Raw genomic sequence first — 16,137 nt, forward strand, 5'->3', positions numbered from 1 at the left:
ATAAAAGGAAAGCTCCAATGCCAATAATTCGAAAAAGCCTGCTCCAACTTATTTTTTCCGGTTCCTTCATGAAAAGATGGAATGACAAACTCCGCCCCATGGAAATGGTGGAGGTGGACAAACAGGCCCACAAGATGATCGCCGCATGGATTCTCTTTGTTCTTAACGGAGAGAAACTTGAAACAAGGGAAAAGATCAGGCTTGGTAATGAAATTGTCGAGGGTGGCATCTTTGAATACCTCTTCCGCATGGTCATTACAGACATCAAGCCCCCGGTCTTTTACCGTATTAAAGAGAACCCCGAACACTACCGCAAGCTTTCCAAATGGGTTCTCAAACAGCTCAGACCGCGGCTCATGCCCTTGGGCAAGGAATTCTGGGAAAGGCTCACCGATTACCACCTCAATCCCGATGACAATGCCCTTTCACGCCAGATTCTCGATGCCTCGCACATGTACGCCAGCTATTCAGAATTCAAGCTGCTCAAGCACCTCAACCAGATGGATGATGAACTGGTTGGAATCGAACAAAGTTTCATTGACCGCTTGAAAGCATATTCCGGCCTCGACGGAGTAAATGAACTTCTCCATTCGGAAACAACCCCGCTGGGAAGGTTCGCGGACATCTGCGGAAGGTTGCGCTTCCAGACCCGCTGGTCCCAGACACCGCGTATCCCGGAAACATCAGTTCTCGGACACGTCTTCATTGTCGCCACCTTTGCATGGTTTTTCAGTCTTGAAAAAGGAGCCTGCCCCTCCAGACGACAAAACAATTTCTTCACCGGACTTTTCCATGACATGCCTGAACTGCTGACCCGGGACATTATATCTCCGGTTAAACAATCAGATCCCACCATCGGCGAGCTGATCAGAGAATATGAAGAACAGGAGATGGAAAGAAGGATTATGGCTCCGCTGAAAGAAAACGGCTACGACCAGATTGCTGACCGGCTGGGCTATTTCCTCGGAGTGGAAACCGGTTCTGAGTTCGATGCTGCAGCTCTAGTTGGCGGAGTGGCCAAAAAAATCAGTACTGAAGAACTGGATGCCCGCTACAATGACGATTCCTACGATCCAAAGGACGGTGAACTGCTCAAGCTCTGCGACCATCTGGCCGCCTTCATGGAAGCATACAACGCCCTGCAGAACGGAATAACTTCCCCGCACCTGCATCAGGCATACTGGCGCATCAGCCAGAGTTATATGGAAGATCCGGTAGTTGCCGGAATTCACGTGGGGCCGCTGCTGGCTGACTTTGAGTAATACGGTTTTGCATGAATGTGCGAAATATGATTTAACTACGGTGAAGAATTATAGTTTGCTGACAAAGTCAAAATAATCAGCTGTCTGACCGCTAACCACAGGACTGATCAAAAAGGAGAAATAAATGCTGCTGAGAAAAAGAGCTTGGGACATAATGAATGAAGAATTTTCCACTATTGAAGACTCTGCAAGCCTTGCCGAGGCAGTACGCGCACTCCGGGACAGTATGAAAGAAGCACCGGACAATCATATTGTGGTGGTAAAAAAGAAAAACGGTTCCCTGCGCGGTGTCGTTTCCATCTGGACCCTGCTCAAGGCAGTGGAAGACATGGTGCTTAAAGATGAAGACCTGACTCTGACCGAAGAAGCGGATTGGGACCGGGCATTCAAACGTGCCGGAACAGCCTGCTGCTCCGCATCCCTAGATGAGCATATTGAAGAAGACGTGGTAATCCTTAAGCCCACCGACCCCATGCTGGTTGTACTTGAAATCTTTCGTAAAAAGAAAAGATCATGGGCACTGGTGCAGGAAGGCGGCAACATTATCGGCGTGGTGCTCTTGAGCGATGTCTATCGCGAAGTCACGCGCGATCTGGTCCAGCAGTTTTAAATGATTTAGTTTTAATTTATTGAAAAACAAAACGGCCCTGTTTTCGTCATGAAAACAGGGCCGTTATATCTTCTAGGAGCCTAGTTTACTTCTTCAAAGTCATGGCCCAGGCTTGAATATTCTTGGTCACTTCCGGATCGTAAGCCTTGTCCTGTGAAATCAGCGCCGCAGCCTTCTGCGGGTCAATTGCTTCAGCAAAGGGACGCTTGGTAATCATGGCGCAATAAGAATCAATCGCGGCGATAATACGGCCCAACTGACTGATATCACGCCCGGACTTCTTCTGAGGGTACCCTTTACCGTTCAGTCTTTCGTGATGCTCAATGACGCAAGCTTCAATTTCCTTGTACTTGAGATCGAGCTTGGTAAGCATTTCATAACCGAGCATGGGGTGCTTATCCACTTTCTGTCGTTCATCTGTGGTCAACGGTTTTGGCTTTTCCCTAATGAACAGGGGAATCTTGCTCATACCCATATCGTGCAGAAAAAAACCGGCAGTGAGCCTGTCAAAATGGTTTCGGCTGATATCCCCACTGGAAAAATTCTTACCCTTCATACGGATAAATATTGCAAGAGCGAGTACACCACAGTTTACGCTATGCTGGGCAAGGGTGTGTTCTTTGTGCAGCCTTTTGGCAAGTGCCTTGATTCTATAGGGATCATTCCAAAGATATTCGGTGAGGACCATCAGGTCGGCCCAGAGCTTATCGGTGACAGCCGCTACAGGCTGGTCCAGAAACTCATTCATACGCATGGTCAGCGCTTCGATGAAAATATCCGCAATCTCGCTTTCCTTAAGATTACGGTCGATGAGCACAAGATCCAGCTGGTAGGCAATGTGCTTTACATAAACAGGATGGTCTTTACGGGAAACAAAGATAAAACCGTCTTTTACCAATCCGGCCAGCTGCTCAATCTGTTCTTTGCTCAACCGTCCGCCAACTTTATAGTAAGACGCGATACGGCCGACATCCTCCATGAACATAAAGATATCCAAAGGAGGTCTGAATTTATTGAAGCTCTGAAGAATATCGGAACTGATCTGGTAATATTCCTCGTTCAAACCCTCGGGGACATCCATTTTACTTGCACTCATATTTGAACCTTACCCTCATCCCTTATAACCAGCTGAAACAATTACACTTGACATCTTGCGGCCAGAACAAATCCCAGGGTTACCACTTCAGGTTAAGCCAACCGGATCCAAGCTATAAAAAATGGTTTAAATCTTCGTTTTCAACTGCCCTATAGCACTCATATCCTTGTTCGTGAAGTCTGTGTCCGACATGTTCCGATTTTTATCTATTATTTTTAAAAAAAATGTAAACTTTTTTTCTCCATTTATTAATTCTTTCTAAGGTCCGTATATATAAGCTTTTAGAAGTAGGGAAATCCCCTTTAAGCATTGAAAACAGCCTGTTTTCAACCCTTTTATTTCAGAAGGGGGTCTTGACTTTTTCCTCATTTTCACACACAGGTGGTGAGACGGGGGGAATTGGTGGTAAATCTGTGTGATTGAGTGGTAGAAAAATGAAGTTCAGAGGTCATGCACATAGAAGCATGGATGCCAAAGGCAGACTGATGCTTACGCCGGAGTACCGGGATCAGGTATATGCTGATTCCCCGGAAGGCTGCGTGACCTTGACTATTTTCGAAGGAAACATAGTCGGCTTCACACCACCGGACTGGGCGGTACTCGAAGAGAAACTCACAAGTATCAAGAGCCCCAGCCGGAAGCTCAGAAATTTCATCCGAATAATCATATCAGGTTCCGAAGAAGTAAGCCTTGATAAACAAGGCCGAATCACCATCCCTTCCTATTTGCGGAAAAGCGGTAAACTCGACAAGGACGTGGTCCTTGCCGGAGTCGGCGACAGATTTGAAATCTGGGATAAGCGGGAATACGAAGCCCTGCTTGAACAGGATTTTGATGACGTATCCGATGAATTGGCTGAATGCGGAGTTGAACTCCCGTTCTAGCCTGTTTTCGCTGTTCCGTCCCACTGACACAGTCACTGATTTTTAAAACTTGATTTTCAAAACCGCCATTGGTTTGCCCCGCTCCCCCCAGAGTCAAGGCCTGAACCGTGAAACGTTTTTGGATCAGGAAATTATGGAAAGCAAGAAATTAATACCTGAAGAGGTTCACACTTCCGTCCTGCTGAATGAGGTCATTGAATGGCTGGCTCCCAAACCCGGAGGCCGCTACCTTGACGGTACCCTCGGCATGGCCGGGCATTCCAGCGCAATTTTAAAAGTCGCTGGCGAAGGTGCAGAACTGGCCGGATTGGACCGCGACGAGCAGGCCCTTGAACTGGCTGGCGAACGTTTAGCTACCTTCGGCGACCGTGCCCACAGATTCCATCTTGCTTTCAGTAAGTTTGAAGCAGCCCTCGATGAACTGGGCTGGGACACTGTTGACGGGGTTGTCCTTGATCTCGGTGTATCCTCCCTGCATCTGGACCACGCCGAGCGCGGGTTCAGCTTCATCAAGGACGGACCGCTGGATATGCGCATGGACCCGGCAGGCGGAATGCCCCCGGCTTCTTCCATTGTCAACAAAGGTTCATACTCCGACCTGAACAGGATTTTGAAACTGTACGGCGAAGAACCTCTGGCCTCCAAGATCACTAAGGCGATCATTGCGGCCCGGGAAGAAGAAAAAATTACCACCACCCTGCAGCTGGCCTCCATTGTGGAAAAAGCATACCCGGCCAAACGCAGGGCATTGTCCCGGACCCATCCGGCGACAAAAACTTTTCAGGGCTTGCGCATCGCCGTGAACTCCGAACTGGAAGAGTTGCAGACTTTTCTGGACCGGATTCCGGAAAGGCTCAGTCCCGGCGCAAGGGTCGCGATCATATCATTCCATTCATTGGAAGACCGTATCGTGAAAAAGACCTTCAAAGCCCAGTCTCAAAGCTGTGACTGCCCGCCCATGCAGCCAATCTGCACCTGCGGGAAGGTTAAGCTGATGAACGTGATGACCAAAAAACCGGTTCTTCCCACCGAGGAAGAAATGAAAGTCAATACACGCAGCCGCAGCGCAAAACTCCGTGTAGCCGAAAGGACCGGAGAAGACGGGTAGCAGCCATGAGTGATTCCAAGGGAATAGCCATGGCCCTGGCCCTGACCATGGGATCGGCTCTTATACTGGGGCTGGTTTCGGTCTGGCTGAACATCGAGCGAGTCGACAGGGCTTACGACCTTAGGCGAATGGAAAAACGGCTCGATGAACAGGAAGCTCTGGCGGCAAAGCTGGAAGTAGAAAAAAACAATCTGCTCTCTCCAATAAGATTGAGGGAGCTGGCAAAAGAATACGGTTTCGGACCGGCCTCGCAAGGGCAGATAAGAAGACCCGCGAACAAGGCAAAACCATAGATAAAAAACAGGGAGCCCTAAGCAATGGCTAAAAGGAAAAAAGAAAGCCTGAAGTCGAGCAGAACCAAGCTGCTCTTCGTCATGGTCCTTTTCGCCCTTGTCTGGACAGGTCTCTTGGGCAGGGCGGCATGGCTGCAGCTGTTCAAGGGGGCTGATCTGTCACGCATGGTCTCCCGCCAGCATCTTGCTGCGGAACTTGAACGCGGAGAACGCGGTTCAATTTTTGACCGCAACGGCAACCTGCTGGCAACCAGCGTTGAAGCTTCATCCGTATATATCCGCCCGGTAAAAGTTACCGATGTGGACGGCACGGCCTACAAGCTTTCAAAAATCCTCGGCATCTCACAGGCGAAGCTGAGGAAAAAACTGTCCCGTAAGTCGAACTTCATCTGGATCAAGCGGCAGATCAATGACCGCATTGCCCAGAAGATCGAACAGGCCAAACTCCCCGGTGTATACCTGACCACAGAATACATCAGGCTGTATCCCAACAACTACCTTGCAGGGCAACTGCTGGGTTTTTCCGGGATTGACGGCAACGGGCTTGAAGGACTTGAAAAGGAATTTAATGACCGCCTTGCAGGACGCAAGGCGCAATTTGTTGTGCAGCGCGATGCATCCGGCCGCAGGCTCTACCTTGATGCCATGGGCCGTGAAATGGATGTGCGCGGCAAAGATATCCACTTGACCATTGATTCCCACCTGCAGTCAGTCACTGAAAATGCTCTGGCTGAAGCAGTAAAGAAATACAACGGCAAGTGGGGGTCAGCCATAGTTGTTGAAGTAGCATCCGGTGATATTCTGTCTATCGCCAACTTCCCGCTCTTCAACCCCAATATTTTCCGCACCAGTTCCCCCAATATCTGGAGGAACCGTGCGGCGCTTGACGTTCATGAACCAGGTTCAACCTTCAAGCCCTTCCTTATGGCTGCGGCACTTGAGCACAAGGTTGTAACTCCGGAAAAGCTCTTTGACTGTGAGAACGGCCGCTGGAAAATCAACGGTAAGTACATCAAGGACACCCATAAAGAAGGGTGGCTCCCGGTGCACAAAATCCTGAGATACTCCAGCAATATCGGCTGCGCCAAGATCGGACTGGAACTGGGAGTACAGAACTACCATAAGTTCATTACCGACCTCGGATTCGGTCAGAAAACAGGCCTGCCGATTCCCGGTGACCGCATGGGGCTGATCCGCCCGGCCGCTAAATGGAATGAAATAGACTTGGCTGCCGGTTCATTCGGGCAGGGTGTCGGTGTTACCACCGTGCAGATGGCAAAAGCTTATCTGACCATTGCCAACAAAGGTATTGAAAAACCGCTCCGATTGGTGCAATACCCCCGCTCCGATCAGGATGATCAGCCCAAACGCATATTCAGTGCGGAAGTGGCTGAAAAAGTGCTCGCAATGATGCGCGAAGTAGTACAGGACGACGGAACCGGACGTAAGGCCAGAATCAGCGGAACCACCGTTGCGGGAAAAACAGGAACTGCGCAGAAAGCTCACAGGAAAGGCGGCTACGGAACAGAATACATAGCCTCCTTTGTGGCACTGGTGCCGGGGTACAACCCCGATTACATCGTCTACATGATGGTCGACGATCCGAAACCGAACCACTACGGCAGCACCGTTGCTGCCCCGGCAGTAAAAGAGATTATGACTCAAACACTTGCCTATTACGGCAAGCTGCCTGAGCACCGGAAGCCCACTCCTGTAATGGCCGCCGGACAGACATTTACTGCAATGCCTAAAAAGGCGTTGCGTGCCACCCCGGCAAAAATAACCGCTTCCGGGGAGAATGTACCTGATTTGAAGGGAATGCCCATTCGCAGGGCAATTGAAATATTGGTCCAGAAAGGATTTGTCCCCACACTGAAAGGACAGGGGATGACAGTAACCAAACAGCTGCCCGCCGCTGGTGCCAAATGGCCAGAGGATGAGAAAGCTGAAATGGTGCTCTGGGTTTCTTAGTTAAAGGAAATTTTTATGTCGAAAACAGTACTGAATAAAGCAAAATGGGACGCACTTCTCGCCAAGGTCAGCGATGGGTTGATGGTCCAGACAGATTCACGGGAAGTCCGCGAAGGTGATGTATTTGTCGCCATTTCCGGTCCTCTTAGTGACGGTGCTGATTTCGTGCCTCAGGCACTTGAGAAAGGTGCCGCTTACATCGTTTGCGAAAAAGAGATTGAAACCGGTTCTGCTGAGCTGATCCCCCACCCATCCCCCCGTGAAGCTCTGGGCGAACTGGCTATGACCTATTTCAAGACCGCAGACAGCAAGATCAAGCTGGTGGGCATAACCGGAACAAACGGTAAAACCACCACCACTTACCTGATCGAACAACTGCTTTCTTCCGCCGGAATGAAGGTGGGCGTGCTCGGTACAGTCAGCTACCGCTGGCCCGGCTATGAACAGGAAGCACCGTTGACCACACCCGGGTGCTGGCAGCTGCACGAAATGCTCGCCAAAATGGCTGCTGCAAATGTTGATGTAGCAGTTATGGAAGTATCCTCCCATGCCCTGCACCAGAACCGTGTTTGCGGCCTTAAATTTGACGCTGCTGTAATCACCAACGTCACTCAGGACCACCTCGATTACCACGGAGACATGGAAGAATACTTCAAGGCCAAATGCATGCTCTTCCAGCATTACCCCAGCGCACTTAAACGAGGGATCATCAACTTTGATGATCCCTTCGGCAGACGTCTGCTGGAATGCTACTCCCCGGCCATCGGTTACGGCATGAACGCTTCCTGCGCCACGGGCTGCAAATCCCTGTGTGGTGAGATGGTTTCCTGCACCGGAGACGGCATGCGCCTCAAAATGACCTGCGACGGCGAACAGTGGGAAATCGAAACAGACCTTATCGGTAAGTTCAACGGTTCCAACCTTCTCGCAGCTCAGGCCATCGGTCTGCACATGGGACTTACTCCCGCGCAGATGGATGTTTTCAAGGATTTTGACGGTGTTCCCGGCAGGCTCGAACGGGTCCGCAATGATCAGGGACTCAATATTTTCGTGGACTACGCCCACACCCCGGATGCGCTGGACAACGTCCTGCGTTCTCTGAAAGACCTTGATTTCAAAAAGGTTATAACTGTGTTCGGCTGCGGCGGAGACCGCGACCGTTCCAAACGTCCGCTGATGGCTGAAGCAGCCTGCCGCTATTCCGATGTGGCTGTGCTGACCTCGGACAACCCGCGCACCGAAGATCCCATGAAGATCATCGAAGATGCACGGCCCGGACTCAAAGGCTGTGACCACGTTATCGAAGAAGTTGACCGTGCCGAAGCTATTCGCAAGGCGGTTGCGGAAATGACCAAGGATGACGTGCTGCTCATCGCAGGCAAAGGACACGAAACTTACCAGATTATCGGTACGGAAAAGCGGGACTTCAGCGACAGCGAAGAAGTCCTAAAGGCAATTAAGGAGATATACGGTTGAAGCTGACCTTATGTGAACTCGAAGAACAGCTCATGGGGAGCAGCGATCTACCCTCTGCGGCAGACATCCAAATCGCAGCCGTGCGCATTGACAGCAGGCTTGTGAAAAAAGGTGATGTCTTCTTCTGCATTGAAGGGGAAAATTTCGACGGCCACAACTTTGTCCAGCAGGCTTTTGATGCCGGGGCAGTTGCGGTTGTGGTTTCCCAGTTCATGCCTGAATTTGAGGGCAAACCGACTATCATGGTCAAAGACACCGTACAGGCTCTTGGCCGTGTTGCCGCATACTGGCGTATGAAATCCAATGCCCGCATGATTGCCGTTACCGGTTCAGCCGGAAAGACCACGGTCAAGGAAATGCTTGCCCATGTGCTTTCAGGTTCCGGCTCCGTACATAAAAATTTCATGAATCTGAACAACCAGCTCGGATTGCCCCTGTCCATGCTCGAAGCAACAGGCGAAGAGACATACTGGGTCATGGAACTGGGCATCAGTCTGCCCCATGATATGAGCGAGCTTGGCCCTATTGCCCAGCCCGACATGGCAATTGTTCACAACATCGGGCCCGCACACCTTGAAGGTCTCGGATCGCTGGAAAACGTGGCTGATCAGAAATCCTCACTTTTTAAATACATCCGTCCCGAAGGCGTAGCACTGTGCTGCAAGGATCACGAACTGCTCTGGAATGCAGCGAATAAAATATCCAAGCCTGTTCCTTTTTCCTCACAGGATGAGAACGCAGAATACTACAGCACCCTGCTGCACACCCTGCCTGACGGTTCCGGAAGGTTTCTGATCAAGGCCGGAGATGAAACAGCTGAAGTTATTCTGCCCACCTGCGGTTCCCATTTTGCGGAAAACGCAGCAGCAGTAACCTGCGCCGCACATCAGCTGGGCATAGAATTGACCGAGATTGCGGAAAGACTGGCAACCGTAGAGCTGCCCAAGCAGCGCTTCCACTGCCACACCCACGGTAAATGGACACTTATCGATGATTCATACAATGCCAACCCGCTGTCCATGAGCCGGGCCATCGAGACTGCCAAACGCATTGCCGATGACAGACCACTGGTTTTGGTACTCGGAGACATGCTTGAACTTGGCGAAGAAGCCGGATGTGCTCATTGCGACCTCGGCAGCAAGATTGCCGAAACCAGACCGGAAGCAACTTTTTATCACGGGAAGCACTACTCAGAGGTAGCCTCCCAGACAAACGGCTCCACCCTGGTTCCGGTAAAACAGCCTATCGAATTTTTGAATGGAATACATGAACTTGGTCTCAGTGATGCGGTGGTCCTCTTTAAAGGGTCGAGGTCCTGCCACATGGAAGATTACTTCTACGCACTGAACAACGACATTAACGGGGAGAACGAAGGAGACAAAGCATGATCTATCATTTTCTAGTTCCCCTGAGCGCGCAAATCGGAGCACTGAATGTATTCCGTTATATCACTTTCCGCTCCATCTACGCCCTGCTGACCGCACTGGTTATCACCATTGTGCTCGGTCCCATGATGATGCGCTGGCTGCAGAAGATCAAATGCGGTCAGTATATCCAGGACGAGGTCGGTGAACTGCACAAATGTAAGGCCGGAACCCCGACCATGGGCGGCCTGCTGCTCGGATTCGGAGTACTTGTTTCCACCATGCTCTGGGCAGACCTGACCAACATCTACGTCTGGCTGACCATGCTGGTCTTTGCCGGATTCGGTCTGGTCGGCTTTGTGGATGACTACACCAAGATCCGTGGCAAGCAGAACAAGGGGATATCCCCCAAGGCCAAGCTTTTGGGGCAGTTGCTGGTAGCCGGAATAGCTGTCGGACTGCTGATCATGCAGCCTGCTTATTCAACTGAACTGGCAGTGCCGTTCTTCAAGAATTTTACCCCGAACCTCGGCTGGATGTACCTGCCTTTCGCCCTGCTGGTCATGATCGGAGCATCCAACGGGGTTAACTTAACAGACGGACTGGACGGACTGGCTATCGGACCTTCCATCACAAGTGCCACCTGTTATGCATTTTTTATCTACATTGCCGGGCATATCGGCATGGCAAACTACCTCAACGTTCCGCATGTTCCGGGCGTTGGTGAGGTAACAGTCTTCTGCGGAGCACTGGTCGGCGCAGGGCTTGGATTCCTCTGGTACAACGCCTATCCGGCCCAGATTTTCATGGGCGATGTAGGTTCCTTAAGTATCGGCGGCGTGCTCGGTTTCATCGCCGTACTCTGCAAGCAGGAATTACTGCTGATCATCGTCGGCGGAGTCTTCGTATTCGAGACCATCTCGGTGATCATGCAGGTCAGTTATTTCAAGGTCAGCGGCGGCAAGCGAATTTTCCGCATGGCACCGTTGCACCATCATTTTGAACACAAGGGAGTACCGGAATCAAAGATCGTAATCCGATTCTGGATCATCTCCATTTTAATGGCTCTTATGGCCTTAAGTACCCTGAAGATCAGGTAAAGGATGTTATGGACAGCGCATTTGTAGAACAGGTCACCTCGACCCGCATGTTCACCGGAAGGCTGGCAGTTGTAGCCGGAGCCGGAAGATCAGGTCTTGCCGCAGCAAAACTGCTGCACAAGCTCAAGGCCACCGTGCGCATTGTGGACAGCAATGAAGACCTGACCGAAGACATCCTTGAAGGTCTCGGCCCGGACGCCCAGCTCATGACCGGGCCTTTCTGCGAAGCGCAATTCGCGGGAGCGGACGTGATAGTTGCCAGCCCCGGTATTCCGGCTCGCAATATCGCTCCGTTTATCGGTAACCTTCCGGAACGGGCCATCATTTCCGAACTGGAATTAGCCTCATGGTTTGCCAATGAGCCCAAGATCGCCATCACCGGAACCAACGGCAAGACAACCACCACCGCGCTCATTACGCACATTCTGGAAGAGTCCGGCAGAACGGCATTCGCCGGAGCCAACTACGGCACTCCCCTTTCCGAATTCATTTACGAAGACGGAAAAGCCGACATACTGGTTCTCGAAGTGTCCAGCTTCCAGCTCCAGAACTGCCGATTGTTCAGGCCGCAGGCAGCAATCCTGCTCAACATCTCGCCCAACCATCTCAACTACCATGAGGACATGGACGAGTACCTGCAGGCCAAGCTGAAAATTTTCGAGCGCCAGAGCGAAGACGAACTGGCTATCCTGCCTGCAGACATGAAAGACGAACTTGATCCGGCAAGCTTTACCAAGGCCGAGGTCAGATGGTTTGACGGTTCGACTTTTGAAGAACAGCCCAATCTTCCCGGCAAGCACAACTGCCTGAACATTGAAGCAGCATGGCTGGCACTGGAAAAAATGGGACTGACCCGTGAAGAATTTGATGCAGGACTTAAAACTTTTGTCGGAAAACCGCACCGTATTCAAGATATCGGAGCGGTGGATGGTGTCCGTTTCATCAACGACTCCAAAGGCACCAACCTTGATGCGGTCCGTGCAGCTCTGAACAGCTTTGACGGGCCGGTCCGTTTGCTGCTGGGCGGTGTGTTCAAGGGTGGCGACGTCAGGAAAATCATTCCTGCCATGCGCGACAAGGTTGTAGAAGTCGGACTTTTCGGAGCAGGACGCGAGCACTTCGAACCTGCACTTAAGGATGAATTTAAAATTTCTTGGCACGAGAACCTTGAAAAGGCTGTGCGTGCCCTTTTTGCAAATTCCAAAGCAGGCGACACAATCCTGCTTTCCCCGGCAACTGCAAGCTTTGACGCTTACACCGGGTACCCTGCCAGAGGAGATGATTTTAAAAGGATCATGGAGGAACTGTCTTGAATAAGAAAAAGAACCTCTCCGGTAAACCAGAACGCTTAGATTACTGGCTGCTGGCCGCGGCACTGCTGCTGGCCTGCTTCGGACTGATGATGGTCCTTTCCGCCAGTGGAATCATGGCCGAGCGTTTCTTTGACGACAAATACCTCTTCTTCAAGAAGCAGGCGGTATTTCTCGTGGTAGGAACATGCCTGATGTACATCTGCTCCCGTTTACCCAAAGGCTTTTTCTACAACATGGTCTATGTCTGGCTCATGGCAGCTTTCGTGCTCCTGCTGCTTTGCGATTTCTCACCTCTATCGGTAGCGGCTGGTGGCGCTAAACGCTGGATCGCCTTAGGCCCCATGCGAATTCAGCCGCTTGAATTCTGCAAACCGGCGCTGGTTCTTTATCTGGCTTACTTTTTCTCACGCAAGCAGGAATTGATTAAGACTTTCAGCGTAGGCTTTTTACCGCCTTTCGCCATTACCGGCGCACTCTGCCTGCTGCTTATGATGCAGCCGGACTTCGGCGGATCGGTCTTTTTGTGCATGATCTTATTTTTTATGAGCCTCGTGGGCGGAACCAGAATCAGCTATCTGCTGACTTCGCTGATTTTCGCAGGTGGAGCCGGATATATGCTTATTACCAGCTCCCCGTACAGGCTTAAACGCATGACCGCGTTCATTGACCCCTTCAAGTCCGCACACGAGGAAGGCTACCAGTTGGTGCAGTCCCTGTATGCTTTCGGTTCGGGAAATATCTTCGGTCAGGGACTGGGTGCGGGTAAGCAGAAACTTTTCTTCCTCCCCGAAGCGCACAACGACTTCATCATGGCTGTTGTGGGTGAGGAACTTGGCTTTCTCGGTGTACTGGCCGTTTTTTCCGTAATCGCTTTCCTTGTCTGGCGTGGATTCAAAATCGCGCTGGCACAGGAAGATCTGCAGGACCGCTTTACCGCCTACGGACTTACCATCATGCTGGCTCTGGGCTTCTGCCTCAACCTCGCAGTGGTAATGGGAACCGTACCGCCCAAAGGCGTTCCCATGCCTTTCGTCAGCTACGGCGGATCAAGCCTGATGATCTCATGCATCTGCATAGGCATCCTCCTGAATCTTTCCAGGGGGAAAGTCTGATGAAGCGTATAGTCCTGACCACCGGCGGCACCGGGGGACATGTTTTCCCCGCACTGGCCGTTGCCCATGAGATCAAAACCCGTTTCCCGCAGTGCGAGATTCTCTTTCTCGGCGGCAAGGGACCGGAACGGGAAATGGTTGAACGGGCTGGTATCCCCTTCAAGGGACTCCCCGCAAAAGGTGTTCTGGGCGGCGGCATTAAAAAAGTTTTCAGTTTGTTCTGGATTGTATCGGCAATGACCATGTCATTTAAGGAAATTGCTTCCTTTAAGCCTGAAGCAGTAATCGGATTCGGCGGATACGCCGGATTCTGTCCGGTACTGGCAGCATGGCTGCTTGGAATACCCACAGCGATCCACGAGCAGAACAGCGTCCCCGGAGTGACCAACCGCATTCTGGGCAAGGTTGTAAAAAGAATTTTTGCCTCCTTTGAGGACAGGAACGGATCATTCCCCGCAGCCAAGACCGTTGTGGTTGGTAATCCGGTCCGTAAAGAGATAATCGACTCCGGCAACTGTGCGGACAGAAATACAGTTCTGGTCTTCGGTGGAAGTCAGGGCGCGGCAGCCATCAACGATGCCATCATCGACGGACTTGCCAAGCTCAAGGAAGCGGGAATCAGCCTGCGCCACCAGACCGGAAAAGCTGATTTTGAAAAAGTCCGAAAGGGTTACGAGCAGAACGGCATGGATACCGAAAAGGTCTCCCCGTTCATACACAACATGGGCGAAGCATATGCCGAAGCTTCACTCGTTGTATGCAGAGCCGGAGCATCCACTGTTTTCGAAGTAGCGGCAGCGGGCAAGCCAGCCATATTTATCCCGTTTCCGCATGCCACCCACGACCACCAGACCGGCAACGCCCGTTCTCTGGCTGATCTGGGAGCGGCAGAACTCATTCCGCAGGCTGAACTGAGCGGAACTAGGCTGGCCGATGAAATTATTAAACTGATTGCGGATCAGGACAGGCTGAAAGGTATGGGAAGCAAGGCCCTTTCATTTGCCAGGACTGATGCGGCCTCCGCTATCGCGGAAGGCGTTGGAGATATTATTAGAATGAAAACAGTGAGAGGTGCAGCATGATCGCAGCAGAAGGACCGAGTGTACCCTTAGTAACGGACACCGCATGTCCCATCATGCGCAGCAGAGTTGGCAACATCCACATGATCGGTATCGGCGGCTCGGGCATGAGCGGCATTGCCGAGGTATTGATCAATATGGGCTTCACCGTGACCGGTTCCGATCTGGCAGCCGGTGCGCCTGTGAAACGCCTACTCAAAATGGGAGCACAGGTCTTCATCGGACATGGCGCGGACAATGTTAATGACGCCGACGTAGTGGTTAAGTCCACAGCAATTTCTGATGACAACCCTGAATTGGTCAAAGCACGCGAACTGGGCATCCCCATCATTCCCAGAGCGGAGATGCTGGCCGAACTTATGCGCCTTCGCACAGGTATCGCAGTTGCGGGAACCCACGGCAAGACCACTACCACCTCTCTGCTGGCAACTATTTTCACTGAAGCCGAACTGGACCCCACAGTCATCATCGGCGGCAGGCTGAATACCTTCGGCAGTAACGCCCGCCTTGGCGACGGACAGTTCCTCATCGCCGAAGCGGATGAATCCGACGGATCATTCCTCTGCCTCGCGCCGATCATCACTGTGGTTACCAACGTGGATAAGGACCACCTTGATTTCTACGGCGGTCAGGATGCAATTGATGAATCATTCCGCAAATTCATGAACTCCATTCCTTTCTACGGAATGAACGTGGTCTGCGGCGATGATCCGGGCGTGCAAAGACTGCTGCCCTCCATCAAGCGGCCCTGTATGACCTACGGCTTGAACAAGGGCAACAGACTGCGCGGCGAAATCCTGTCCTGCGAAGTTCGCTCCCTGTTCAAAGTCTACCTTGATGAAGAACTTATCGGTGAAGTTTCTCTGGCCCAGCCGGGCAAGCACAATGTGCTTAACGCTCTGGGAGCCATCGGAGTTTCCCTCGAAGCAGGACTTGACCCGAAAGTGATCCTTTCCGGCCTCTCCAACTTCATGGGTGTCGGCCGCAGGTTTGAAAAGAAAGGTGAATCCAAAGGTATCCTCGTGGTAGACGATTACGGTCATCACCCCGCTGAAATTATGGCCACCATTGAAACCGCCAAATCGTGCTTTCCTCATCGCAGGCTGGTAGTTGCTTTCCAGCCGCACAGGTTCACCCGCACACAGGCCCTGTTCGGCGAATTCTGCAAGACCTTTGAAAAAGCCGATGAACTGTTGCTGACTGAGATTTACCCTGCTTCCGAATCACCCATTCCGGGCGTAAACGGGATGTCTCTTGCGCAGGGAATCAGACAGGTCAGCGACACCAAGGTCCGCTTTTACCCGGACTTTGAAATGATGCAGAACGAACTGCCCAATATCCTCAAGCCCGGCGACCTTTTCATCACTCAGGGTGCAGGATCGATTTACACCGTGGGCGAAAAGTTTTTGAAATATCTGGAAGAGGACGGCGAAAAAGTTCTCAAGCCGGAAGAAATAACAGCTTTATAG

The 16,137-nt window shown here is 51.6% G+C and carries 14 protein-coding genes; 13 read left to right on the plus strand and 1 reads right to left on the minus strand.

The features are described from left to right. The first annotated feature begins 17 nt into the window (after positions 1 to 17). Positions 18 to 1,262 (plus strand): HD domain-containing protein, encoded by a 1,245-nt coding sequence (locus tag ACKU40_RS12270; RefSeq protein WP_320173082.1) that lies wholly within the window; start codon positions 18 to 20, stop codon positions 1,260 to 1,262. Between the two features lie 124 nt (positions 1,263 to 1,386). Next, the gene (locus ACKU40_RS12275; protein ID WP_320173083.1) at positions 1,387 to 1,872 is read left to right on the plus strand and encodes a CBS domain-containing protein; all 486 of its coding nucleotides are present in this window, start codon (positions 1,387 to 1,389) and stop codon (positions 1,870 to 1,872) included. An 85-nt stretch (positions 1,873 to 1,957) separates the two neighbouring features. Here the strand turns inward: ACKU40_RS12275 and ACKU40_RS12280 are convergent, their stop codons facing one another. Beyond that, positions 1,958 to 2,968: an HD domain-containing phosphohydrolase gene (locus ACKU40_RS12280; protein WP_320173084.1), complete on the minus strand. Its 1,011-nt coding sequence runs from the start codon at positions 2,966 to 2,968 to the stop codon at positions 1,958 to 1,960. 434 nt (positions 2,969 to 3,402) lie between these two features. Between ACKU40_RS12280 and mraZ the strand changes: the two genes are divergently transcribed. From mraZ to murC, 11 genes are all read left to right on the plus strand, one after another. Then, positions 3,403 to 3,852, plus strand: coding sequence for a division/cell wall cluster transcriptional repressor MraZ (gene mraZ, locus ACKU40_RS12285; RefSeq protein ID WP_320173085.1), 450 nt, complete (start codon positions 3,403 to 3,405; stop codon positions 3,850 to 3,852). A gap of 133 nt (positions 3,853 to 3,985) precedes the next feature. Continuing rightward, complete coding sequence (rsmH, locus tag ACKU40_RS12290; protein ID WP_320173086.1) at positions 3,986 to 4,960, plus strand: 16S rRNA (cytosine(1402)-N(4))-methyltransferase RsmH; 975 nt, start codon at positions 3,986 to 3,988, stop codon at positions 4,958 to 4,960. 5 nt (positions 4,961 to 4,965) lie between these two features. Continuing rightward, positions 4,966 to 5,253: a hypothetical protein gene (locus ACKU40_RS12295; protein WP_320173087.1), complete on the plus strand. Its 288-nt coding sequence runs from the start codon at positions 4,966 to 4,968 to the stop codon at positions 5,251 to 5,253. Positions 5,254 to 5,277: 24 nt separating this feature from the next. Beyond that, entirely contained in the window at positions 5,278 to 7,224 is a 1,947-nt protein-coding gene (locus ACKU40_RS12300; protein WP_320173088.1) for a penicillin-binding transpeptidase domain-containing protein, read from the plus strand. A gap of 15 nt (positions 7,225 to 7,239) precedes the next feature. Then, complete coding sequence (locus ACKU40_RS12305; protein ID WP_320173089.1) at positions 7,240 to 8,700, plus strand: UDP-N-acetylmuramoyl-L-alanyl-D-glutamate--2,6-diaminopimelate ligase; 1,461 nt, start codon at positions 7,240 to 7,242, stop codon at positions 8,698 to 8,700. Then, entirely contained in the window at positions 8,697 to 10,088 is a 1,392-nt protein-coding gene (murF, locus tag ACKU40_RS12310) for a UDP-N-acetylmuramoyl-tripeptide--D-alanyl-D-alanine ligase (RefSeq protein ID WP_320173090.1), read from the plus strand. Before ACKU40_RS12305 ends, murF begins: the two co-directional genes overlap by 4 nt. Then, positions 10,085 to 11,164 carry a phospho-N-acetylmuramoyl-pentapeptide-transferase gene (mraY, locus tag ACKU40_RS12315; RefSeq protein ID WP_320173091.1) on the plus strand — a complete coding sequence of 360 codons (1,080 nt, stop codon included), beginning with the start codon at positions 10,085 to 10,087 and terminating at the stop codon, positions 11,162 to 11,164. Before murF ends, mraY begins: the two co-directional genes overlap by 4 nt. A gap of 8 nt (positions 11,165 to 11,172) precedes the next feature. After that, a complete protein-coding gene (gene murD / locus ACKU40_RS12320; RefSeq protein WP_320173092.1) occupies positions 11,173 to 12,477 on the plus strand; it encodes a UDP-N-acetylmuramoyl-L-alanine--D-glutamate ligase in 1,305 nt (434 codons plus the stop codon). Next, positions 12,474 to 13,589 (plus strand): putative lipid II flippase FtsW, encoded by a 1,116-nt coding sequence (ftsW, locus tag ACKU40_RS12325; protein ID WP_320173093.1) that lies wholly within the window; start codon positions 12,474 to 12,476, stop codon positions 13,587 to 13,589. Before murD ends, ftsW begins: the two co-directional genes overlap by 4 nt. Next, positions 13,589 to 14,671, plus strand: coding sequence for an undecaprenyldiphospho-muramoylpentapeptide beta-N-acetylglucosaminyltransferase (gene murG, locus ACKU40_RS12330; RefSeq protein ID WP_320173094.1), 1,083 nt, complete (start codon positions 13,589 to 13,591; stop codon positions 14,669 to 14,671). Before ftsW ends, murG begins: the two co-directional genes overlap by 1 nt. 53 nt (positions 14,672 to 14,724) lie before the next feature. Next, a complete protein-coding gene (murC, locus tag ACKU40_RS12335) occupies positions 14,725 to 16,137 on the plus strand; it encodes a UDP-N-acetylmuramate--L-alanine ligase (RefSeq protein ID WP_320176382.1) in 1,413 nt (470 codons plus the stop codon).

Source organism: Maridesulfovibrio sp., assembly GCF_963666665.1.
Lineage (GTDB): Bacteria > Desulfobacterota > Desulfovibrionia > Desulfovibrionales > Desulfovibrionaceae > Maridesulfovibrio.

Excerpts from the sequence above, each read along its gene's own strand:
- ACKU40_RS12280 (WP_320173084.1), bottom strand. The coding sequence starts at position 2,968 with ATGAGTGCAAGTAAAATGGATGTCCCCGAGGGTTTGAACGAGGAATAT.
- rsmH (WP_320173086.1), top strand. The coding sequence starts at position 3,986 with ATGGAAAGCAAGAAATTAATACCTGAAGAGGTTCACACTTCCGTCCTG.
- murD (WP_320173092.1), top strand. The coding sequence starts at position 11,173 with ATGGACAGCGCATTTGTAGAACAGGTCACCTCGACCCGCATGTTCACC.
- mraY (WP_320173091.1), top strand. The coding sequence starts at position 10,085 with ATGATCTATCATTTTCTAGTTCCCCTGAGCGCGCAAATCGGAGCACTG.
- ACKU40_RS12300 (WP_320173088.1), top strand. The coding sequence starts at position 5,278 with ATGGCTAAAAGGAAAAAAGAAAGCCTGAAGTCGAGCAGAACCAAGCTG.
- mraZ (WP_320173085.1), top strand. The coding sequence starts at position 3,403 with ATGAAGTTCAGAGGTCATGCACATAGAAGCATGGATGCCAAAGGCAGA.
- ACKU40_RS12270 (WP_320173082.1), top strand. The coding sequence starts at position 18 with ATGCCAATAATTCGAAAAAGCCTGCTCCAACTTATTTTTTCCGGTTCC.
- ACKU40_RS12305 (WP_320173089.1), top strand. The coding sequence starts at position 7,240 with ATGTCGAAAACAGTACTGAATAAAGCAAAATGGGACGCACTTCTCGCC.
- ACKU40_RS12275 (WP_320173083.1), top strand. The coding sequence starts at position 1,387 with ATGCTGCTGAGAAAAAGAGCTTGGGACATAATGAATGAAGAATTTTCC.
- murG (WP_320173094.1), top strand. The coding sequence starts at position 13,589 with ATGAAGCGTATAGTCCTGACCACCGGCGGCACCGGGGGACATGTTTTC.
- ACKU40_RS12295 (WP_320173087.1), top strand. The coding sequence starts at position 4,966 with ATGAGTGATTCCAAGGGAATAGCCATGGCCCTGGCCCTGACCATGGGA.
- murC (WP_320176382.1), top strand. The coding sequence starts at position 14,725 with ATGCGCAGCAGAGTTGGCAACATCCACATGATCGGTATCGGCGGCTCG.